Genomic DNA, 15042 nt, shown 5'->3' on the forward strand with positions numbered 1-15042 from the left:
GTATTTACGCGGGTTTCCGACCGACCTGCCCGCAAACGCCCTATCGACGGGGATTTCAAGCCGACGGATGATTCTGTTCCAGTACATCCGGCCGTTTCATTCCTGAGCCGCACTGTCTGCGACAGTACGCCTTGTCCGGTTGCCCGAAACCCTCCGCCATGCGGCTTTACGGTAGTTCAAGAGAGTCATCCGGACAGGTCACGACCGGCTATTTGTAAATGTCGGCATATTCCATGACGCCCTTGAGTTCGCCGGTGATCTGGCGAAGCATGGAGAGGTAGGCAAAGGCATCAACCTTCTGCAGCTTGGCGTAATCGCGACTGCCGCCCAGCGGCAGCGCCGGCACATAGCCGAGCATCTCCTGCGGCCCAAAGGGGGCGTGACGATGGAAAACGTCGAGAAAATCGTCAGTATTTGATGACGGAAGAAAATAATCAGGTGAAATCATAAAAAGAGACTTTATACATACTTCGTGTGGACATTCTGGATACTCCCTGCTTCCTACAAAGCCGGCATCCAATGTCATGAGTACTGGCCTGAAACCGTAATTGATGCCAAAGAGTTTAAACTCCCCATACACCCCTTTCATCACCGGGATAAAGACATCGAGCTGTTCGAGTTCGGTGCCCTTGAGCCACTCATCGATGAGCGGCTTCCATTCCAGCGGGTTGCACAGGCTCATCAGCCCGTCCTTGAAGACCGAAAAGCCCAGGTGACGCCAGTAGTCGATCAAGAGCGGCGGCACGCTCGGCGCCAGCTGCGCGAGCACGGCTTCGTCCGCTTCGATCCGCTGCGTGGGTTCGCCCCACTGTTTCAGAAAGTATTGGGGAATGGCAGGCATAACTTTAATCCTTCGTGCAATGGCGGTTTATTTGAGACAGCGGGTGAGTTTAACGTTCATGGCGGCGGTTTCGCCCAGTTCGCCGAAGGCTTCCCTGGCCGCTGCGTCAAGTCCGGCCACGCGCGTGTTCTGCGGCCACTGGCTGCCGATGGAGCGGTTGGCCGAGGCGTTGCCCATGCCGGTCGGCGTCGGACTGTGGTAGCCCCCAGCCACCATGTCCGGCGTGTGCAATGCATCCAGCCCTTTCATCATGTCCGCAGCTTCGCGGGCGGCCTGTGTTGCGGCAAGCTCTTCATCCATGCCGGAGAGGATTTTTTGGTCTTGAAGTTTTTGCTGTTGCTCTTTTTGGAACTTTTCCCTAAACCGGGCAACTTCAGCCGCCGCATCCGGATGCCGTCCGAAGCGCTGATAGGCCTCCCGCGCCGTGAGGTAGTCGCCGACGCTCATCTGGTTGAGGGCGTCCTGCTGGGCTTTGAGCTGACGGTCGTATTCGATGTCGCTGGCGCGGTTGCCTTTGCCTTTCCTGAAACAGGGTACTTCGTGTTCTTTCATCCGCTTTCTGAGGATGTAGCCGCCGGCTTCGTCTGCATGCCGGCTGATGGCTTGTGCGCTTTCCCGGCTGCCCTTGGCGGCCGCTTCCGCGACCTTGCCCGGGACTTTGGCGCTCTTGACGGCCGCTTCGACGGCGTCGTTTGTCCGTTTCGCAGCCTTGATCGTGGTGGCGCCCCAGCCGGCGAAGGGAATGGCGGCCGCCGCGCTCAGGCTGGCGTTGATCTTATCGCCTTCGGCCAGGTAGATGCCGGCGTTGATGAGGTCGGCGCCTTCGCCTAATACGGGCACAAGACCGGCAACGTCGAGGATGCCGTGCAGGGTATCCGATCCCCAGCGTTGCCACCAGTCTTGTTCGGCTTCGGTTTCGGCGCCGCCGGAAGGGTTGGTGTTGTTCCCGGCCGGGGCGCTTTGTGTTTTGGGGAGAATGATGCCGGTGGTGTTGGCGTAGGGGCCGGGCATGGCGTAGCCGTTGGGGTGGATGTGGCTGCGGCGTACCGGCGGTGGAGTGGCAGACCCGTCCGCAGGGGTGGGATGATCCGGCGCATCGGGGTCGGGAGGTTTTGTCATGGGAGGAAACCTGTATGGCGGGATTGTTTAGGGGATTGTTATGCGGGAGGATGTGTTGCGGTGTTTTTGGCAAAGATTTAAAGGGGCTTCCATAGGTTTCTATATTCTAGTCCGGTTTTTCAGCGTTTGAGCCGGTCAAGCAGTTCGGTTTCTAGCTTGCCTACCCGCAAATGCCCTATTGACGCGGGCTTGCGGGCAGCCAATTTAGATAGCCGGGCGTTGCATCCAGAATGCGCAGACAACAATTCGGCAGCGCCGCAGGGGAGATCGGCAGCGCCGCAGGAAATGAATGCGCCTCGTTGCCGTCGCCGCCATATGAATGCGGATGAAAAATGCCGGTCAGGAAGGCCTGCATGTTGAGAGACGCACGCTGGGTATGCAGTGCTGCGGCGCGTTGTTTTGCCATGACCGGCTTGGCGTCCGCGTAGATTGGGCGTTGCCCATCGCCCATTGCTCATTGATGCCCATTGCCCGTCACTCCGCCACCTGCCACCCATTGCCCGTCACGCCCCCGCTCCGTTATCCGGTCTATACAATCCGGGCGGGGGCGGCCTGCCGTGTGTCGGAACCCTGCGGTTAGGCAGCGGTTCTTGCCGAAATATTTGTGCAAAGACGGAATTTTCTGTCCGTCATCATCACTGCTTGCAGACAGGCTGATTGGCCGGGAGCCCACGTATTATTTGGGCTACAGGCGAGTTGCCCTGTTGTGGATGTGCTTGCCGTATGCACTGGTTGTGCGATGTAGGAATATAATAAGCAGTAGTCTGATCGAGAAAACCGCACCGGCCTTTCGGCGCGGCCTTCCGGAAATTTCAGGCAACTTCCAGGACACTGCAATGAAACGGAAAATCCCCGGCGTCGAATTGCTGATTGCTTTTGAAACCGCCGCGCGGCACCAGAGCTTCACCCGCGCTGCCGAAGAACTATCGCTGACCCAAAGCGCCGTCTGCCGGCAGATTGCCGCGCTGGAAGATTATCTCGGCGTTGCCCTGTTCAACCGCGTCCGGCGGCGCGTTCTGCTTTCCGAGGCCGGGCGGCTCTACGCCCGCCAGGTGCGCGAAAACCTCAAGCGCATCGAGCACGACACCCTTTCCTTGATGGCGCACCGGGGCAGCGGCGTGCTCGAACTGGCGGCGATTCCCACCTTTGCTTCGCGCTGGCTGATTCCGCGACTCGTCGATTTTCACGCCAGCCACCCGAACATCGGCATCGACCTGACGACGCGCGCCGAGCCGTTCATGTTCAACGACACGCCTTTCGACGCCGCCATCCACTTTGGCGACCCGATCTGGCCGGGCGCCGTGATCGAATACCTGTTCGGCGAAGAAATGATCCCGGTATGCAACCCCGGCCTGATGCACGGCCAGACGCGGATCGAGCCGGAAAAACTGGCCAAAATGGCGCTCCTGCACCAATCCTCGCGCCCGGAGGCTTGGCGGCAATGGTTCGACATGATGGGCGTGCGCGGCGTCAATGTGATGGGCGGGCCGCGCTATGAACTCTTTTCAATGCTCATTCCGGCGGCGCAGGCCGGGCTGGGCGTGGCGCTGGTGCCGCATTTCTTCGTGCAAAAGGAACTGGCCTCCGGCGAACTGGTTTCCCCCTGCCCGGTAACGCTTTCCAGCCAGCGCGGCTATTACCTCGTCTATCCGGAAGACCGCGCCGGATCCGCGTCGCTGCAAGCCTTTGGCCAATGGCTGCACGGGCAGGCCGAAGCGTACCGGAGAGAGATGGGCGCGGCGGGGGCAACGGGGGAACAGGCCGCGAACAGCACCGGCCACACCAACAACGCCGCGTAGAGCCGGCAAATTCGCGACATATTGCGCCTAGAAATTGATGCACCTCGCCGGATTTAGCCCAATCGGTGCGTGACCTTTCCGTTTCACGCCCATTCTTTTTTCACATTCCCTTTTATTTCTTTTGCGCCGGTTGTTATGGCCGGACTCACGCCAGAGTGCGCAGAACGTGTGTAGGCGCGGGGCATAAATGCAATACGGCCGCCCATGCGGGCGGCCGTATATGTCCGATGCACGTATTGCCGTGCGCTGCGTGCGTTTAGCTTGCGGCGGCGAGTTTGCGGATTTCTTCGTCGAGGAAGTAAAGGCCGCGGCCGTCGATGCCGATGACGTCGATTTTGTCGAGAATGCCTTTGAACAGGTGTTCTTCTTCATGCTGTTCGCTGACATACCATTGCAGGAACTGGAAGGTGGAGAAATCTTGCTCGGCAAGCGCGGCGGCTACGAGCGCGTTGATTGAGCGGGTAACTTCCAGCTCGTGCTCGTAAGTGGCTTTAAAGACTTCGGCAAGATTTTTGTACTGAACCGGCGGGGCTTTCAGCGCGCCGACCAGGGGCAGGGCGCCGGTTTCCGAAACGTAGCGGAACAGGCGGTGCATGTGTTCCATTTCTTCCGCCGCGTGCTGCTTGAGGAAGGCGGCGCTGCCGCTGAGGCCCTGATGATCGCACCAGGCGCTCATTTGCAGGTAAAGGTTGGCGGAATAATGTTCCATATTGATCTGCTGGTTCAGACGTTCGATCATGGTATTGCTGAGCATAATGTCTCCTTGTTGAAAGTGAATGAAAATCCGTTGGCGGGCGCTGGAAAGCACGGCAGGGTGGGATTTAAAGAATTTAAAGCCCGGCGATGTTTCCGCTGCGCCCGTTTCTGGTCGCCTCTGCCTGCTGCTGCCGGTTTTTGACCAATCATCCGGCTTTCGGTTCTCATGGACGCATGCGGCCTGATTCGGCAGGGCTTTATCCATGGGAAACGGGTTTTCCGGCGAGATTTGCGGCCTGAACGGGTCTGACCTGGCAGGGCGATGCCTCATTTTTGCGCCTGCCGCGCTGTGGACTGTGATGGCGGCAAGGTGAAAAGCTGATAGCATCGTGCCATCCCGGCGGGCAGATACACGACTCGGTGCAATTTTACCGGGAAGATGGGGAATCGGGTGGGGGAGGGGTGAGTGGGGCGATCTGGGCGATCAGAACAATCGGCGATGAAGCGGCGGAGGCAAAAGAGTATGGAGAATGCGAAGGGGAAAATGTGCGGCTATTAGGGATTGATGTCGGCGGCACGGCGATCAAGTCGGCCATCGTCGAAACGGAAACCGGCACGCTGTGCGATGCGCGCCAGCGCGTGGCGACGCCGCAGCCGGCTACGCCTGAAGCGCTGGCGGAAGCGCTGATCCGGCAAATTGCCCTGCATGGCTGGCAGGGGGCGGTGGGCATCGGCTTTCCGGCCGCGATCCAGCATGGCGTGGCGCGCACGGCGGCTAACATCGACGCCGCCTTTATCGATCTGCCGGTGGCCGACTATTTTTCGCAGGCTACCGGATGTCCCTGTTTTGTCGCCAATGATGCGGATGCGGCCGGTACGGCGGAAATGCGCTTTGGGGCGGGGCACGGACATGCCGGCAGCGAGGGCGGTGTTGTTCTGATCGTGACCATCGGCACGGGGCTGGGGACGGCAGTGTTCAGCGGCGGGCGTTTGCTGCCGAATACGGAGCTGGGGCATATTTTTCTCGACAATGGTGCGGAGGCCGAGCGCTACGCTTCCGAAACCGTGCGGGTGACGCGGGCGCTGGGCTGGCGCTCGTGGGGCGGGCGTCTGAACCGTTATCTGTGCATGATGGAGCGTCTGCTCTGGCCGGATCTCATCATCCTCGGCGGCGGCGTCAGCGCCCGTCTGTACAAGTTTGCCCCGATGCTGACGCTGCGTGCGCCGGTGGTTGCCGCGAGTTTTCTCAACAGCGCCGGTATCGTCGGCGCGGCGTTGATGGCGGAAACAAACCTGCTGTCGGGCGCAGATGCATAAACCGCTTGCCTTCGCCGGACGCCATGAGCCGCGGGATGTCCATGAGTAGAGCGCTGCGCTTTTGCCTGTCGTGGATGGCATGGATAGGCGCGGCGTACGCCTGCCTGGCCGCCGCGCAGGAGGCGCCCGCGCTGATGCTGGCGGACGTGTTCCAGGAAAACACGGAGATCGAAGGATGGGTGATGAGCGAAAAACTCGACGGCGTGCGCGCGTATTGGGACGGTGCGCGGCTCATCAGTCGCCAGGGCAATGTGTTCAGGGCGCCGCCGTATTTCACGCATGGTTTTCCGCCGTTCCCGGTCGATGGAGAACTGTTCAGCCGGCGCGGCGAGTTCGAGCGTGTCGCCGCCATCGTCCGCTCGGGGGAAGACAAAGGCTGGCATTCGCTCAAGCTTCATGTGTTCGATGTCCCGCAGGCGCCGGGCGATCTGCGGCAGCGCCTGGGAGTGCTGGAAAAATATCTGCAAGAACGGCCGGCGGCGCACATTACCGTCATTCCCCAGTATCCGGTCGGTCATCGGGCGCATCTTCAGGCATTTTTGCAGGCGGTCGAACAACAGGGCGGCGAGGGCGTTATCGTGCGCGATCCGGCGGCGCCTTACACGGCGGGGCGCAGCCGCCAGATGCTCAAGCTCAAGCGCACGCTCGATGACGAGTGCACCGTTGTTGCGCACCATGCCGGCAAGGGCCGGCATCAGGGGCGGCTGGGGGCGCTCTCCTGCCGCAATGCGCGTGGCGTTTTTCGGATCGGCGCCGGCTTTAGCGATGCCGACCGGGAGAATCCGCCGCCAATCGGCAGCCTCATCACCTATCGCCATCGCGGGTTCACCAAAAACGGAATTCCGCGCTTTGCCGCATTCTGGCGGGTGAGGGCGGATGCGGCGGCAGGCCATGCCGCCATGCCTGTACCGGCAAGCCAGGCGGAAAACCAGAAAAGACGGCGGGACGCGGACATGCGGCGCTGAAGCCGTTGAAATGCAACAGACACACTTGACGGTAAAGCCGCCTGACCGGAGGCTACGAAACAGGCGGGATTCAGGTTGGCGGGGACACACAGCTTGGAGGGCGCACAGATCAGGCGGAGCTCGAATCGCCTTCGCACACACCCGATGACGCATACAGGTCGGAGGGGGTCGCAGATCGGGTGGCGCTGCGAAATGCTACGGCGACTACGATGACTGCGACCGCGGATCGCTGCTGCTGCCGGCCAGCCTGGTTGGCGCTTTCATCCAGCAAAGGGTGACGTATTGCGAAATGTCATGTAGGCGCCGTGGCCGGCTCGCAGGCATTTGCGGCGGGCGCTAGATCAGCAGCGGCAGCAGCAAGGCGGTGAGCATGCCGTTCATCCCCATGCCGAGCGCCGCGAAAGCCCCCATTTTTTCGCTGACCATGAAAGCGTGCGCGGTGCCGAGCCCGTGTGCGGCGAGGCCGACGGCGAAGCCCTGCGCCGCGTGGTTGTGGAACTTGAACAGGCGAAACAGCGCGGGGAAGCAGACGGCGCCGGTGATGCCGGTGAGGATGACAAAAATGGCGGTGAGCGAAGACAGACCGCCGATTTTTTCGGCGACGCCCATGGCGATCGGCGTTGTTGCCGATTTGGGCGCGAGCGAGCGCACCGTTTCTGTCGAGGCGCCCAGCCAGCGGGCGATGGCCATGGCCGAGAAGGCGGCCGCGATGCAGCCGACGAACAGGCCGACAATCAGCGGCAGCGCCATGCGCTTGAGGTTTTTCCATTGTGTGAACAGCGGCACGGCCAGGGCGACGGTGGAGGGGCCGAGCAGAAAGTGGATCATCTGCGCGCCGGCAAAATATTCCGCATAGGGCATGCCGCTTAGCCAAAGCACGACGCAGATGAGGGCGATGGCGATCAGTACCGGATTCGCCCAGTGCAGGCCGCCGCTGCGCCGGAAGCACCAGAGGCCGGCCTGGTAGGCGAGCAGGGTGAGCGTGAGGCCGGTCAGCGGCGAGCCGGCCATGTAGGAGGAAAGTTCGTTCAGGGTGGCGCTCATGACGGCTCTCCCGAACGCTCTTGCGATGTCCAGCGCCGCATCAGGTTAATGACCAGCACGGTGACGACCAGCCCGATCAGGGTGCTGACCAGCACGGCGATAGCAATCGGCAGCCATTCGTGGGCGAGGCGCTGCCAGTGCAGCATGACGCCGGCGCCGGCCGGCACGAACAGCAGCGAGAGGTGTTGCAGAAAACTGCCGGTGCCGTGACGCAGCTCCTGGCTAACCGTGCCGCGCACGAGCAGAACGAGGAAAAGCAGCGTCATACCGATGACGGGGCCGGGAAATGGCCAGCCGAAGGCGCGTACCAGCAGTTCGCCGACAAGCTGGAATAGCAGAAGAAGGGTAAAGGTGTTGATCATAGGAATGACAAGCGTAATTGCGGTAATGAAGGAGGAAAAGAAAATGAGCATTCGGGATAATGACGGAGCGAGAAACTAAATGGCGTCCGGAAAACGGGTTGCCGGCTGTTCCGAATTGCCCGGTGTCCGGTCAGCGGCCGGTTTCTGCCACTTTTTCCATGCCGACGCCTATCCGCTGGGGCGCGGGATTTTTCCGCTCTCCATGAGCTGCGCCAGCGCCACGGCAATGCCATCGCGGTCGAGTGCGGGCGCGACGTAATCGGCGATGGCCTGGAGATCGGGGTGGCCGTTACCCATGGCCACGCTCAGCCCGACGCCTTGCAACATCTGCATATCGTTGAGTCCGTCGCCAAAGGCAACCGCCTGCTCGGGAGGAAACCCCGTCTGCTCTAATACCCACTGACAGCCCGTCCATTTATTGACGCCGCGCGGCATGATGTCGATGGCCGTCCGGTGCCAGCGCACCAGGTCGAAAGCGGGGAAGCGGGCGAGGATGGTTTCGGCAGTCTGCGGGTCAAGACGTTCGTCGTAAAACAGCCAGGCCTGGTGTACCGGCTGCCGGAGGTAGGCCGGATCGTCGGTCTGATAAGGCGTTCGCGTCGCGGCCAAGGGTTCCAGGGTGCACGGCACGGCTTCGCTGAGATAGCCGAGGCCGTCGAGATTGACGCCAAAGGGATAGCCCTGCGCGCGCGCCCATTCAAATAAGGCGATGAGCGAAGCATGCGACAGAGGAATGGACAGCTTTTCCTGGCCGTCTTTCAGGATGCGCGCGCCATTCTGGGTGATGAGGTAATCGGGCTGCACCTGATCGGAGAATTGCCGCGCCTGGGCGTGACTGCGCCCTGTGGCGACGACGATCGTGTGCCCGTCACGCCGCAGTGCGGCGATCGCTTTAAGCGCCGATGCGGGAATGGTGAAGCTGTGGTGGTCGAGCAGCGTATGGTCGATGTCGAAAAAGAAGATGCGTTTCATGAAGTGGGGTTTGTGCAGCAGCGTACAGCGTGATGCCGGTCAGCTCATTTTCTGGCCGTGTTCGCGCGAATCGTGAAAACCGACTTGCGCCCATTTTTCGCGCGTTACATCCAGGTTGTAGCGCGTGCTGGCAAGATAGACGAGATTGCCGTCGACGTCGGTAGCCATGCGATGCTGCTGTTCGCGCTCGAAGTTCCGTCGTGTCGCTTCGTCAGGAAAGGTCAGCCAGCGTGCCGTATGAATGTCGGCAGGCTCGAAGATGGCGTCGACCTTGTATTCGGTTTGCAGGCGCTGGGCGACGACTTCAAATTGCAGCACGCCGACTGCGCCCAGCAGGAGCGCGCCTGTCGCCAGATTCTCGAACACCTGGATGGCGCCCTCTTCGCCCAATTCCCGCAAGCCTTTTTGCAGCTGTTTGTTTTTGATCGGATCGCGCAGGCGCGCCATACGGAAAAGTTCTGGCGAAAAATACGGGATGCCCTTGAAGGCCAGCGTTTCGCCTTCTGTCAGGGTGTCGCCGATATGCAGTTGTCCGTGGTTGTAGATACCGATGATGTCGCCGGCGACGGCATCTTCCATCAGAACCCGTTCATTGGCCATGAAGGTCAGGGCATTGGACAGCTTCATTTCCCGTTCGGCGCGCACGTGCCGTACTTTCATGCTGGCGGTGTAGCGGCCCGAACAGACGCGGAAAAAAGCGATGCGGTCGCGGTGTTTCGGGTCCATATTCGCCTGAATTTTGAAGACAAAGCCGGTGAACGGCGCTTCGGCGGGCTGCACCATGCGGCTGCCGGCATCGCGCGCCTGCGGCGGCGGCGCCCAGTCGAGCAGCGCCTGGAGGATTTCCTGCACGCCAAAATTATTGATGCCGGAGCCGAAAAATACCGGCGTCTGCCGGCCAGCAAGAAAATCGTCGAGGCTGAACGGGTTGCTAGCGCTGCGGATAAGGTCGACATCTTCGCGCAGCCGGGTAACTTCGAGTGGAAAATCGCGGTCGAGCAGCGGGTTGTCGATGCCGTCGATTTTTTCTGCCGTCGTGCGCCGTTCCTCACCCGGCATAAAACGCAGCAGACTGTCATCGTGCAGGTGATAAACGCCGCGGAAGGTCTTGCCCATGCCGATCGGCCAGGTCACCGGCGCGCATTCGATGGACAGTACGTTTTCGATTTCTTCGAGCAGCTCGAAAGGTTCGCGCACTTCGCGGTCGAGCTTGTTGATGAAGGTGATGATCGGGGTGTTGCGCATGCGGCAAACGTTGAGCAGTTTGATCGTCTGCGCTTCGACGCCTTTGGCCGCGTCGATAACCATGATGGCAGCGTCGACGGCGGTGAGCACGCGGTAGGTGTCTTCCGAAAAGTCCTCGTGCCCAGGGGTATCGAGCAGGTTGATCGTGTGGTTTTTGTATTCAAACTGCATGACCGAGCTGGTGACGGAAATGCCGCGCTGCTTTTCCACTTCCATCCAGTCCGAGGTGGCGTGACGCGCGCTTTTGCGGCTTTTGACCGTACCGGCAAGCTGAATGGCGCCGCCGAAAAGCAGGAGTTTCTCGGTCAGTGTCGTTTTGCCGGCGTCAGGGTGGGAGATGATGGCAAATGTGCGGCGTTTCTGGACGTCGTTGAGAATATCGGGCGGAAAGGGCGTGGCGGTGGGCGAGGAACAGGTGCTGGAGGCGTTGGAATTTGATGCGTCGGAAGTCATGGTGGAAATCGTAGGAAAGCCGTTACGGGCGGCGGAGGGTATGCGCGCACGGGAAGCACAAAAAATGCAAAGGGCGGAGTATACCGGAGGCGGTCTGGAAAAACCGCTTTAACAGGCCTTGTTGGCCTTGTTGCGTAGAGTAGCCGTGGCGCGGAATGATACTAAGAATGCCGGAAAGCCCAAGGAAGTCAGATCGCACGCGACGCAGGCCTGCCCACATGGCTACTGGGGCGTTGGAAATACGCTAACATAAACGGGATTTTTATGAGCGGCAGCGCTCTCAAGACGGACAGGAGATAGATCATGCCTGAAACTCACGGTACGAAAATTCCGCATCGCAAGCGAATTGCCCTGGTGGCGCACGATAACAAGAAGCAGGACCTGGTGGAATGGGCGCGTTTTAACCGCGGCTCACTGTTGATGCATGACCTCTGTGCGACGGGTACGACGGGCACACTGATTGAGCAAGAACTCGGCACGCAAATCCAAAAGCTCCAGAGCGGCCCGCTCGGCGGTGATCAGCAGATCGGCGCCATGATCGCAGAGGGACTCATCGACTTCGTTATTTTTTTCTGGGACCCGCTCGAACCGCAGCCGCATGACCCGGATGTCAAGGCGCTGCTGCGCCTGGCCGTCGTCTGGAACGTGCCGGTGGCCTGCAACCGCGCCACGGCGGACTTTTTGATTTCATCGCCGCTGATGTTCTCGGAATATCAGCGGGAAATGCCGGATTTTTCCGCTTACACCCAGCGTTATGAAATCGAAAGCAGCGTGGGCGCCGATTCGGAATGAGTCCGGCACGGCCGGCCAGCCGTCGATGGCTCGGATATGGAGAAGATTGCTTGCGCCTGCGCAGACCTGATCTATACTGAAAATGCGCCGGTCGCCGGCGTGGTTGCACAGCGTGGAACGTTGCGCAAGCAGAGGGAAAATACAGGAAAAGGAGGAACGCGATGTTCAAGCATATTCTGGTACCGACTGATGGCTCTGAATTCTCCGAACGCGCGGTACGGCGGGCGGTTGCCTTCGCCAAGGAAATCGGCGCTGAAATTACCGCGTTTTACGCCAAGCAGGATTTTTCGGCGATGGGGTACTACGGAGAGGGATTTCTGGCCGTGGCCAAGATGGATGAAAGCGAGGATTCTTATACGGAAGCCTATGCCAGAAAAGTGCTTGGTTTTGTCGAAAATCTTTGCCAGGAAGCAGGCGTTAAGTGCCAAACGGTTAGTATTACCAGCGCCATGGTTTATGAAGGCATTATCGATGCGGCGACGAAGGGTAACTGCGATCTGATTTTCATGGCTTCACATGGACGTAGCGGCATCAAGGCGCTGCTGCTGGGCAGCGAAACCAGCAAGGTGCTGACTTACTCGAAAATCCCGGTGCTGGTTTATCGTTAAGCAGTCGAGACGACCAGACCTGGAGTGTGTCGCGCAACCGGGCAGTACGGATTTCGTACTGCCCGGTTTTTATTGCCAGCGTTCAGTTCAGATAGCTCAGATGTCTATTTGTGCCGCGGCCTCTTGCAGACGCGGCAACAGCTGCGCCAGCCCCAGTGCGGGTAACGCGGCCTGCAGGCGTTCCGGGTGCGCCGTCGCCTGCAGAATCAGCCGTCCCTGACTATTTTCAGCCGTGCTCGCCAATCGTCGGCACTGGCGGGCGACTGCCTCGGCTACATCGACGAGCTGTGCGCGTCCTGCGACAAGAGGGGTAAGCGCCGGAGCCAGAAACGTGTAGTGCGTACAGCCGAGAACGATGCGGTCCGCGCCGGCTTCCAGCGTTTGCGCCAAGTGATGATGTGCGGATTCAGTAAATCCGGGGTCGTCAAGTTGCAGGGACTCGACCCGGTTTGCCCAGCCGGGGCAGGCGATGACATCGACGCAAACGTTTCCGGCGTATCGTTGAATCAGACTGGATAGACGCATACTGCGCGCCGTCGATTCCGTGGCCAGCACAGCGATGCGCCCGCTGCGCGTTGAATGGGCGGCCGGTTTAATGCCCGGCTCAATGCCGACTACGGGAATGTTCGGCAGGGCGCTGCGTAACATCGTGACGGCCGCTGCGGTGGCCGTGTTGCAGGCGACGACGATCAGCGAACAGCCTTGGTCGGCGAGATAGCGGCCAATTTTCAGGACGCGCGCGCGAATGAAGGCTTCATCTTTGTTGCCGTAGGGCACGTATGCGGTGTCGGCCAGGTAGCGCATATCAGCGGCCGGCAAAGCCTTTGCAATGGCCGCCAGTACTGAAAGCCCGCCCAAGCCGCTGTCAAAGATGCCGATCATTGCACTGCCAGCAAGTTCGCCTGGGTGGGGCGTGTGAGAGGGAGCGCCCTGAAATCCTTATGGATAGGGCGTTTCAGGGCAATGGCCGGGCAGGTCGGGAATTGATGACCGACAAATGTAAACAACCGTCGGGCACAAAGCGCCCGACCTGTAGGAATTGCTTTTCCGCAACCCAAAAAAACAGGGCAGAAAACATAAAATGACCGGAGGCCCTTTAAACACAAGGGGTTCAGAGCATCAAAAAACATAAACTGGAATACTGCGCCCGATAAATAAATAGTTAGATGAACGGCCGTCGAACATAAATGCCCGACTTGCAAAATTCTTGCCCTGAAATTCCCGTGGATAAAGGTTCAAGGAGGGATTCAAGGAACCTGCCTTGAGATGCCCTATTTACAAGGGTTTCCAGGCGCCCCTTCGGAAATGGCCTGTCCACGCAGGGTTGCGGGCAGGTGTACGAGGTGTACGGCGCTGCGTTCTCTGCAAGGGCTGGCACCGGGGGGCTTCAGTGCGTTGAGCGGGGGGCGGCCGGGTCTTGCGCGTTATCGGCATTCCCTGCGCCGGCTCTGCATTTGCCGGGCGTACTGCCGCAGGCGCAAGCAGTGTCGAGGCCGACGTTGGCGAGGCCGCCGCAGGAACCGGCGATGGGCTTGCGGCCGGCCATGACGCCGACAGCCATGCCGGCGACGACGATGAGCAGGACGAGCAGGGCGAGTAGCCAGGTCAGCATGTTTATTCTCCGGTGGATGGAAAGCGGGCTTCAAAGGCCGGTGTAGCCTGGCTGTGAAAGCCATTAGACGTGCGGCTGACGAACAGTGCAGCCAGATTGTGCCGTTGCGCGTAATCCAGCCCGCGCGCCGGCCCCAGCGCCATAAGCAGGGTGGATAAGCCGTCGGCGTCCAGCGCACTTGGGGTAGCGACGGTCACGGCGGCCAGATGATGGGTGACGGGGCGCAGGGTACGCGGGTCGATGACGTGTGACAGGCGTTGGCCGTTGACCTCGCGGTAGTGGCGATAATCGCCGGAGGTCGACAGTGACAGGCCATCGAGTACGACGATTTTCTGCGCCTGGCGTTGCTGATCGAGCGGCGCCTCGATGGCAACGCGCCAGGGCGAACCGTCCGGCTTTTTGCCGGCGCCGCGGATTTCGCCGGTGACTTCGACGAGGTAGTTGTGAATGCCGTATGTGGCGAGCAGATCGGCGATGCGATCGACCGCATAGCCGGCGGCGATGCTGTTGAATTCGATGCTGATCGGCGCGTCCTTGCACAAGCGCGTGCCCTCAATGCGCAGGTGTTGCAGGCCAATACGCGGACGCAGGGCATCGAGTTCGGCCGGTGTGGGTTCTGCGAAATGGGCGGCCTGGCCTGGCCTGGGAGCGTCGGCCGTTTCTGTTTTCGATGGCGGAGCGTCCGACGGCGATTGGGCTGGCGTTTGCTGCTGGATAGTGGATAGGTCTGCGGGCAGGTCAGCGAGGGCGGCCTTGGGGCCGAATCCCCAGGCATCGAGTGCAGGCAACAGGGTGATGTCGAACGCGCCTTCGCCATCCGCGGCCAGTTGCTGTGCGTGCTGCGCCAGCTCAACGGCTTCGTTAGGCATTTCCATGCAGGTGCCGGCGGCGGCTGCATTGAAACGGGCAACGGCGGAATCATCCCGGTAAGTAGATACGGCGCTGTCCAGCTGCTGGAGCATGGCCTGGATCTGCGCATGAAGTACTGGCGCTTTGGGGGCGTCCTGCGCGCGAACGTAGCTGATCTGGTAGGTGCTGCCCATGGTCGGGCCGGAGAGATGTTCGATCTGAGACTGTTGCCGGCAGGCGGTGAGCAGAAACGGGGCTGTCAGTACGGCGAAGACGGGCAGCAGGACAAGGCACCGCCTTGCCACTGACTGTATTGATGAGCGGATTTGCCGCATCGACCACATTCTTCGCACCCGTTTGAGGCGGAG

General features: G+C 60.4%; 16 protein-coding genes. 5 read left to right on the plus strand and 11 right to left on the minus strand.

Annotation, left to right across the window (positions count from 1 at the left end; genetic code table 11):
* Positions 1-208: 208 nt before the first annotated feature.
* The 3 genes from ABCS64_RS02440 to ABCS64_RS02450 all read right to left on the minus strand — a co-directional run bounded on the left by ABCS64_RS02440 (position 209) and on the right by ABCS64_RS02450 (position 2411).
* A complete protein-coding gene (locus ABCS64_RS02440) occupies positions 209-841 on the minus strand; it encodes a GAD-like domain-containing protein (protein ID WP_418890342.1) in 633 nt (210 codons plus the stop codon).
* Between the two features lie 27 nt (positions 842-868).
* Entirely contained in the window at positions 869-1960 is a 1092-nt protein-coding gene (locus ABCS64_RS02445; protein WP_418890343.1) for a polymorphic toxin type 15 domain-containing protein, read from the minus strand.
* Positions 1961-2135: 175 nt separating this feature from the next.
* Positions 2136-2411, minus strand: coding sequence for a hypothetical protein (locus ABCS64_RS02450; protein WP_418890344.1), 276 nt, complete (start codon positions 2409-2411; stop codon positions 2136-2138).
* 385 nt (positions 2412-2796) lie between these two features.
* Here ABCS64_RS02450 and gcvA point away from each other — a divergent pair, with 385 nt between their 5' ends.
* The gene (gcvA, locus tag ABCS64_RS02455) at positions 2797-3759 is read left to right on the plus strand and encodes a transcriptional regulator GcvA (protein WP_418890345.1); all 963 of its coding nucleotides are present in this window, start codon (positions 2797-2799) and stop codon (positions 3757-3759) included.
* Positions 3760-4015: 256 nt separating this feature from the next.
* On the opposite strand, the gene ftnA is transcribed toward gcvA, so the two are convergent.
* The gene (gene ftnA, locus ABCS64_RS02460; protein ID WP_418890346.1) at positions 4016-4513 is read right to left on the minus strand and encodes a non-heme ferritin; all 498 of its coding nucleotides are present in this window, start codon (positions 4511-4513) and stop codon (positions 4016-4018) included.
* Between the two features lie 404 nt (positions 4514-4917).
* Between ftnA and ppgK the strand changes: the two genes are divergently transcribed.
* Positions 4918-5772 carry a polyphosphate--glucose phosphotransferase gene (ppgK, locus tag ABCS64_RS02465; protein ID WP_418890347.1) on the plus strand — a complete coding sequence of 285 codons (855 nt, stop codon included), beginning with the start codon at positions 4918-4920 and terminating at the stop codon, positions 5770-5772.
* A 35-nt stretch (positions 5773-5807) separates the two neighbouring features.
* The gene (locus ABCS64_RS02470) at positions 5808-6737 is read left to right on the plus strand and encodes a DNA ligase (protein WP_418890348.1); all 930 of its coding nucleotides are present in this window, start codon (positions 5808-5810) and stop codon (positions 6735-6737) included.
* A 336-nt stretch (positions 6738-7073) separates the two neighbouring features.
* Here ABCS64_RS02470 and ABCS64_RS02475 read toward each other — a convergent pair whose 3' ends face one another.
* From ABCS64_RS02475 to ABCS64_RS02490, 4 genes are all read right to left on the minus strand, one after another.
* Positions 7074-7781: an LrgB family protein gene (locus ABCS64_RS02475; protein ID WP_418890349.1), complete on the minus strand. Its 708-nt coding sequence runs from the start codon at positions 7779-7781 to the stop codon at positions 7074-7076.
* Entirely contained in the window at positions 7778-8143 is a 366-nt protein-coding gene (locus tag ABCS64_RS02480) for a CidA/LrgA family protein (RefSeq protein ID WP_418890350.1), read from the minus strand. The genes ABCS64_RS02475 and ABCS64_RS02480 overlap by 4 nt, the downstream gene beginning before the upstream one ends.
* 168 nt (positions 8144-8311) lie before the next feature.
* A complete protein-coding gene (locus ABCS64_RS02485) occupies positions 8312-9115 on the minus strand; it encodes a Cof-type HAD-IIB family hydrolase (RefSeq protein WP_418890351.1) in 804 nt (267 codons plus the stop codon).
* A gap of 39 nt (positions 9116-9154) precedes the next feature.
* Positions 9155-10813 (minus strand): peptide chain release factor 3, encoded by a 1659-nt coding sequence (locus tag ABCS64_RS02490; RefSeq protein ID WP_418890352.1) that lies wholly within the window; start codon positions 10811-10813, stop codon positions 9155-9157.
* A gap of 303 nt (positions 10814-11116) precedes the next feature.
* On the opposite strand from ABCS64_RS02490, the gene ABCS64_RS02495 reads away from it, so the two are divergent.
* Positions 11117-11605, plus strand: a complete 489-nt coding sequence (locus ABCS64_RS02495; RefSeq protein WP_418890353.1) for a methylglyoxal synthase — start codon at positions 11117-11119, stop codon at positions 11603-11605.
* A 161-nt stretch (positions 11606-11766) separates the two neighbouring features.
* Complete coding sequence (locus tag ABCS64_RS02500; protein ID WP_418890354.1) at positions 11767-12213, plus strand: universal stress protein; 447 nt, start codon at positions 11767-11769, stop codon at positions 12211-12213.
* Positions 12214-12309: 96 nt separating this feature from the next.
* Here the strand turns inward: ABCS64_RS02500 and murI are convergent, their stop codons facing one another.
* From murI to ABCS64_RS02515, 3 genes are all read right to left on the minus strand, one after another.
* The gene (gene murI / locus ABCS64_RS02505; protein WP_418890355.1) at positions 12310-13095 is read right to left on the minus strand and encodes a glutamate racemase; all 786 of its coding nucleotides are present in this window, start codon (positions 13093-13095) and stop codon (positions 12310-12312) included.
* Positions 13096-13600: 505 nt separating this feature from the next.
* Entirely contained in the window at positions 13601-13825 is a 225-nt protein-coding gene (nqrM, locus tag ABCS64_RS02510; RefSeq protein WP_418890356.1) for a (Na+)-NQR maturation NqrM, read from the minus strand.
* Between the two features lie 2 nt (positions 13826-13827).
* Positions 13828-14979: an FAD:protein FMN transferase gene (locus ABCS64_RS02515; RefSeq protein WP_418890357.1), complete on the minus strand. Its 1152-nt coding sequence runs from the start codon at positions 14977-14979 to the stop codon at positions 13828-13830.
* Between the last annotated feature and the right edge of the window lie 63 nt (positions 14980-15042).

The sequence above is a fragment of the Dentiradicibacter hellwigii genome (assembly GCF_041770905.1).
GTDB lineage: Bacteria > Pseudomonadota > Gammaproteobacteria > Burkholderiales > Rhodocyclaceae > Propionivibrio > Propionivibrio hellwigii.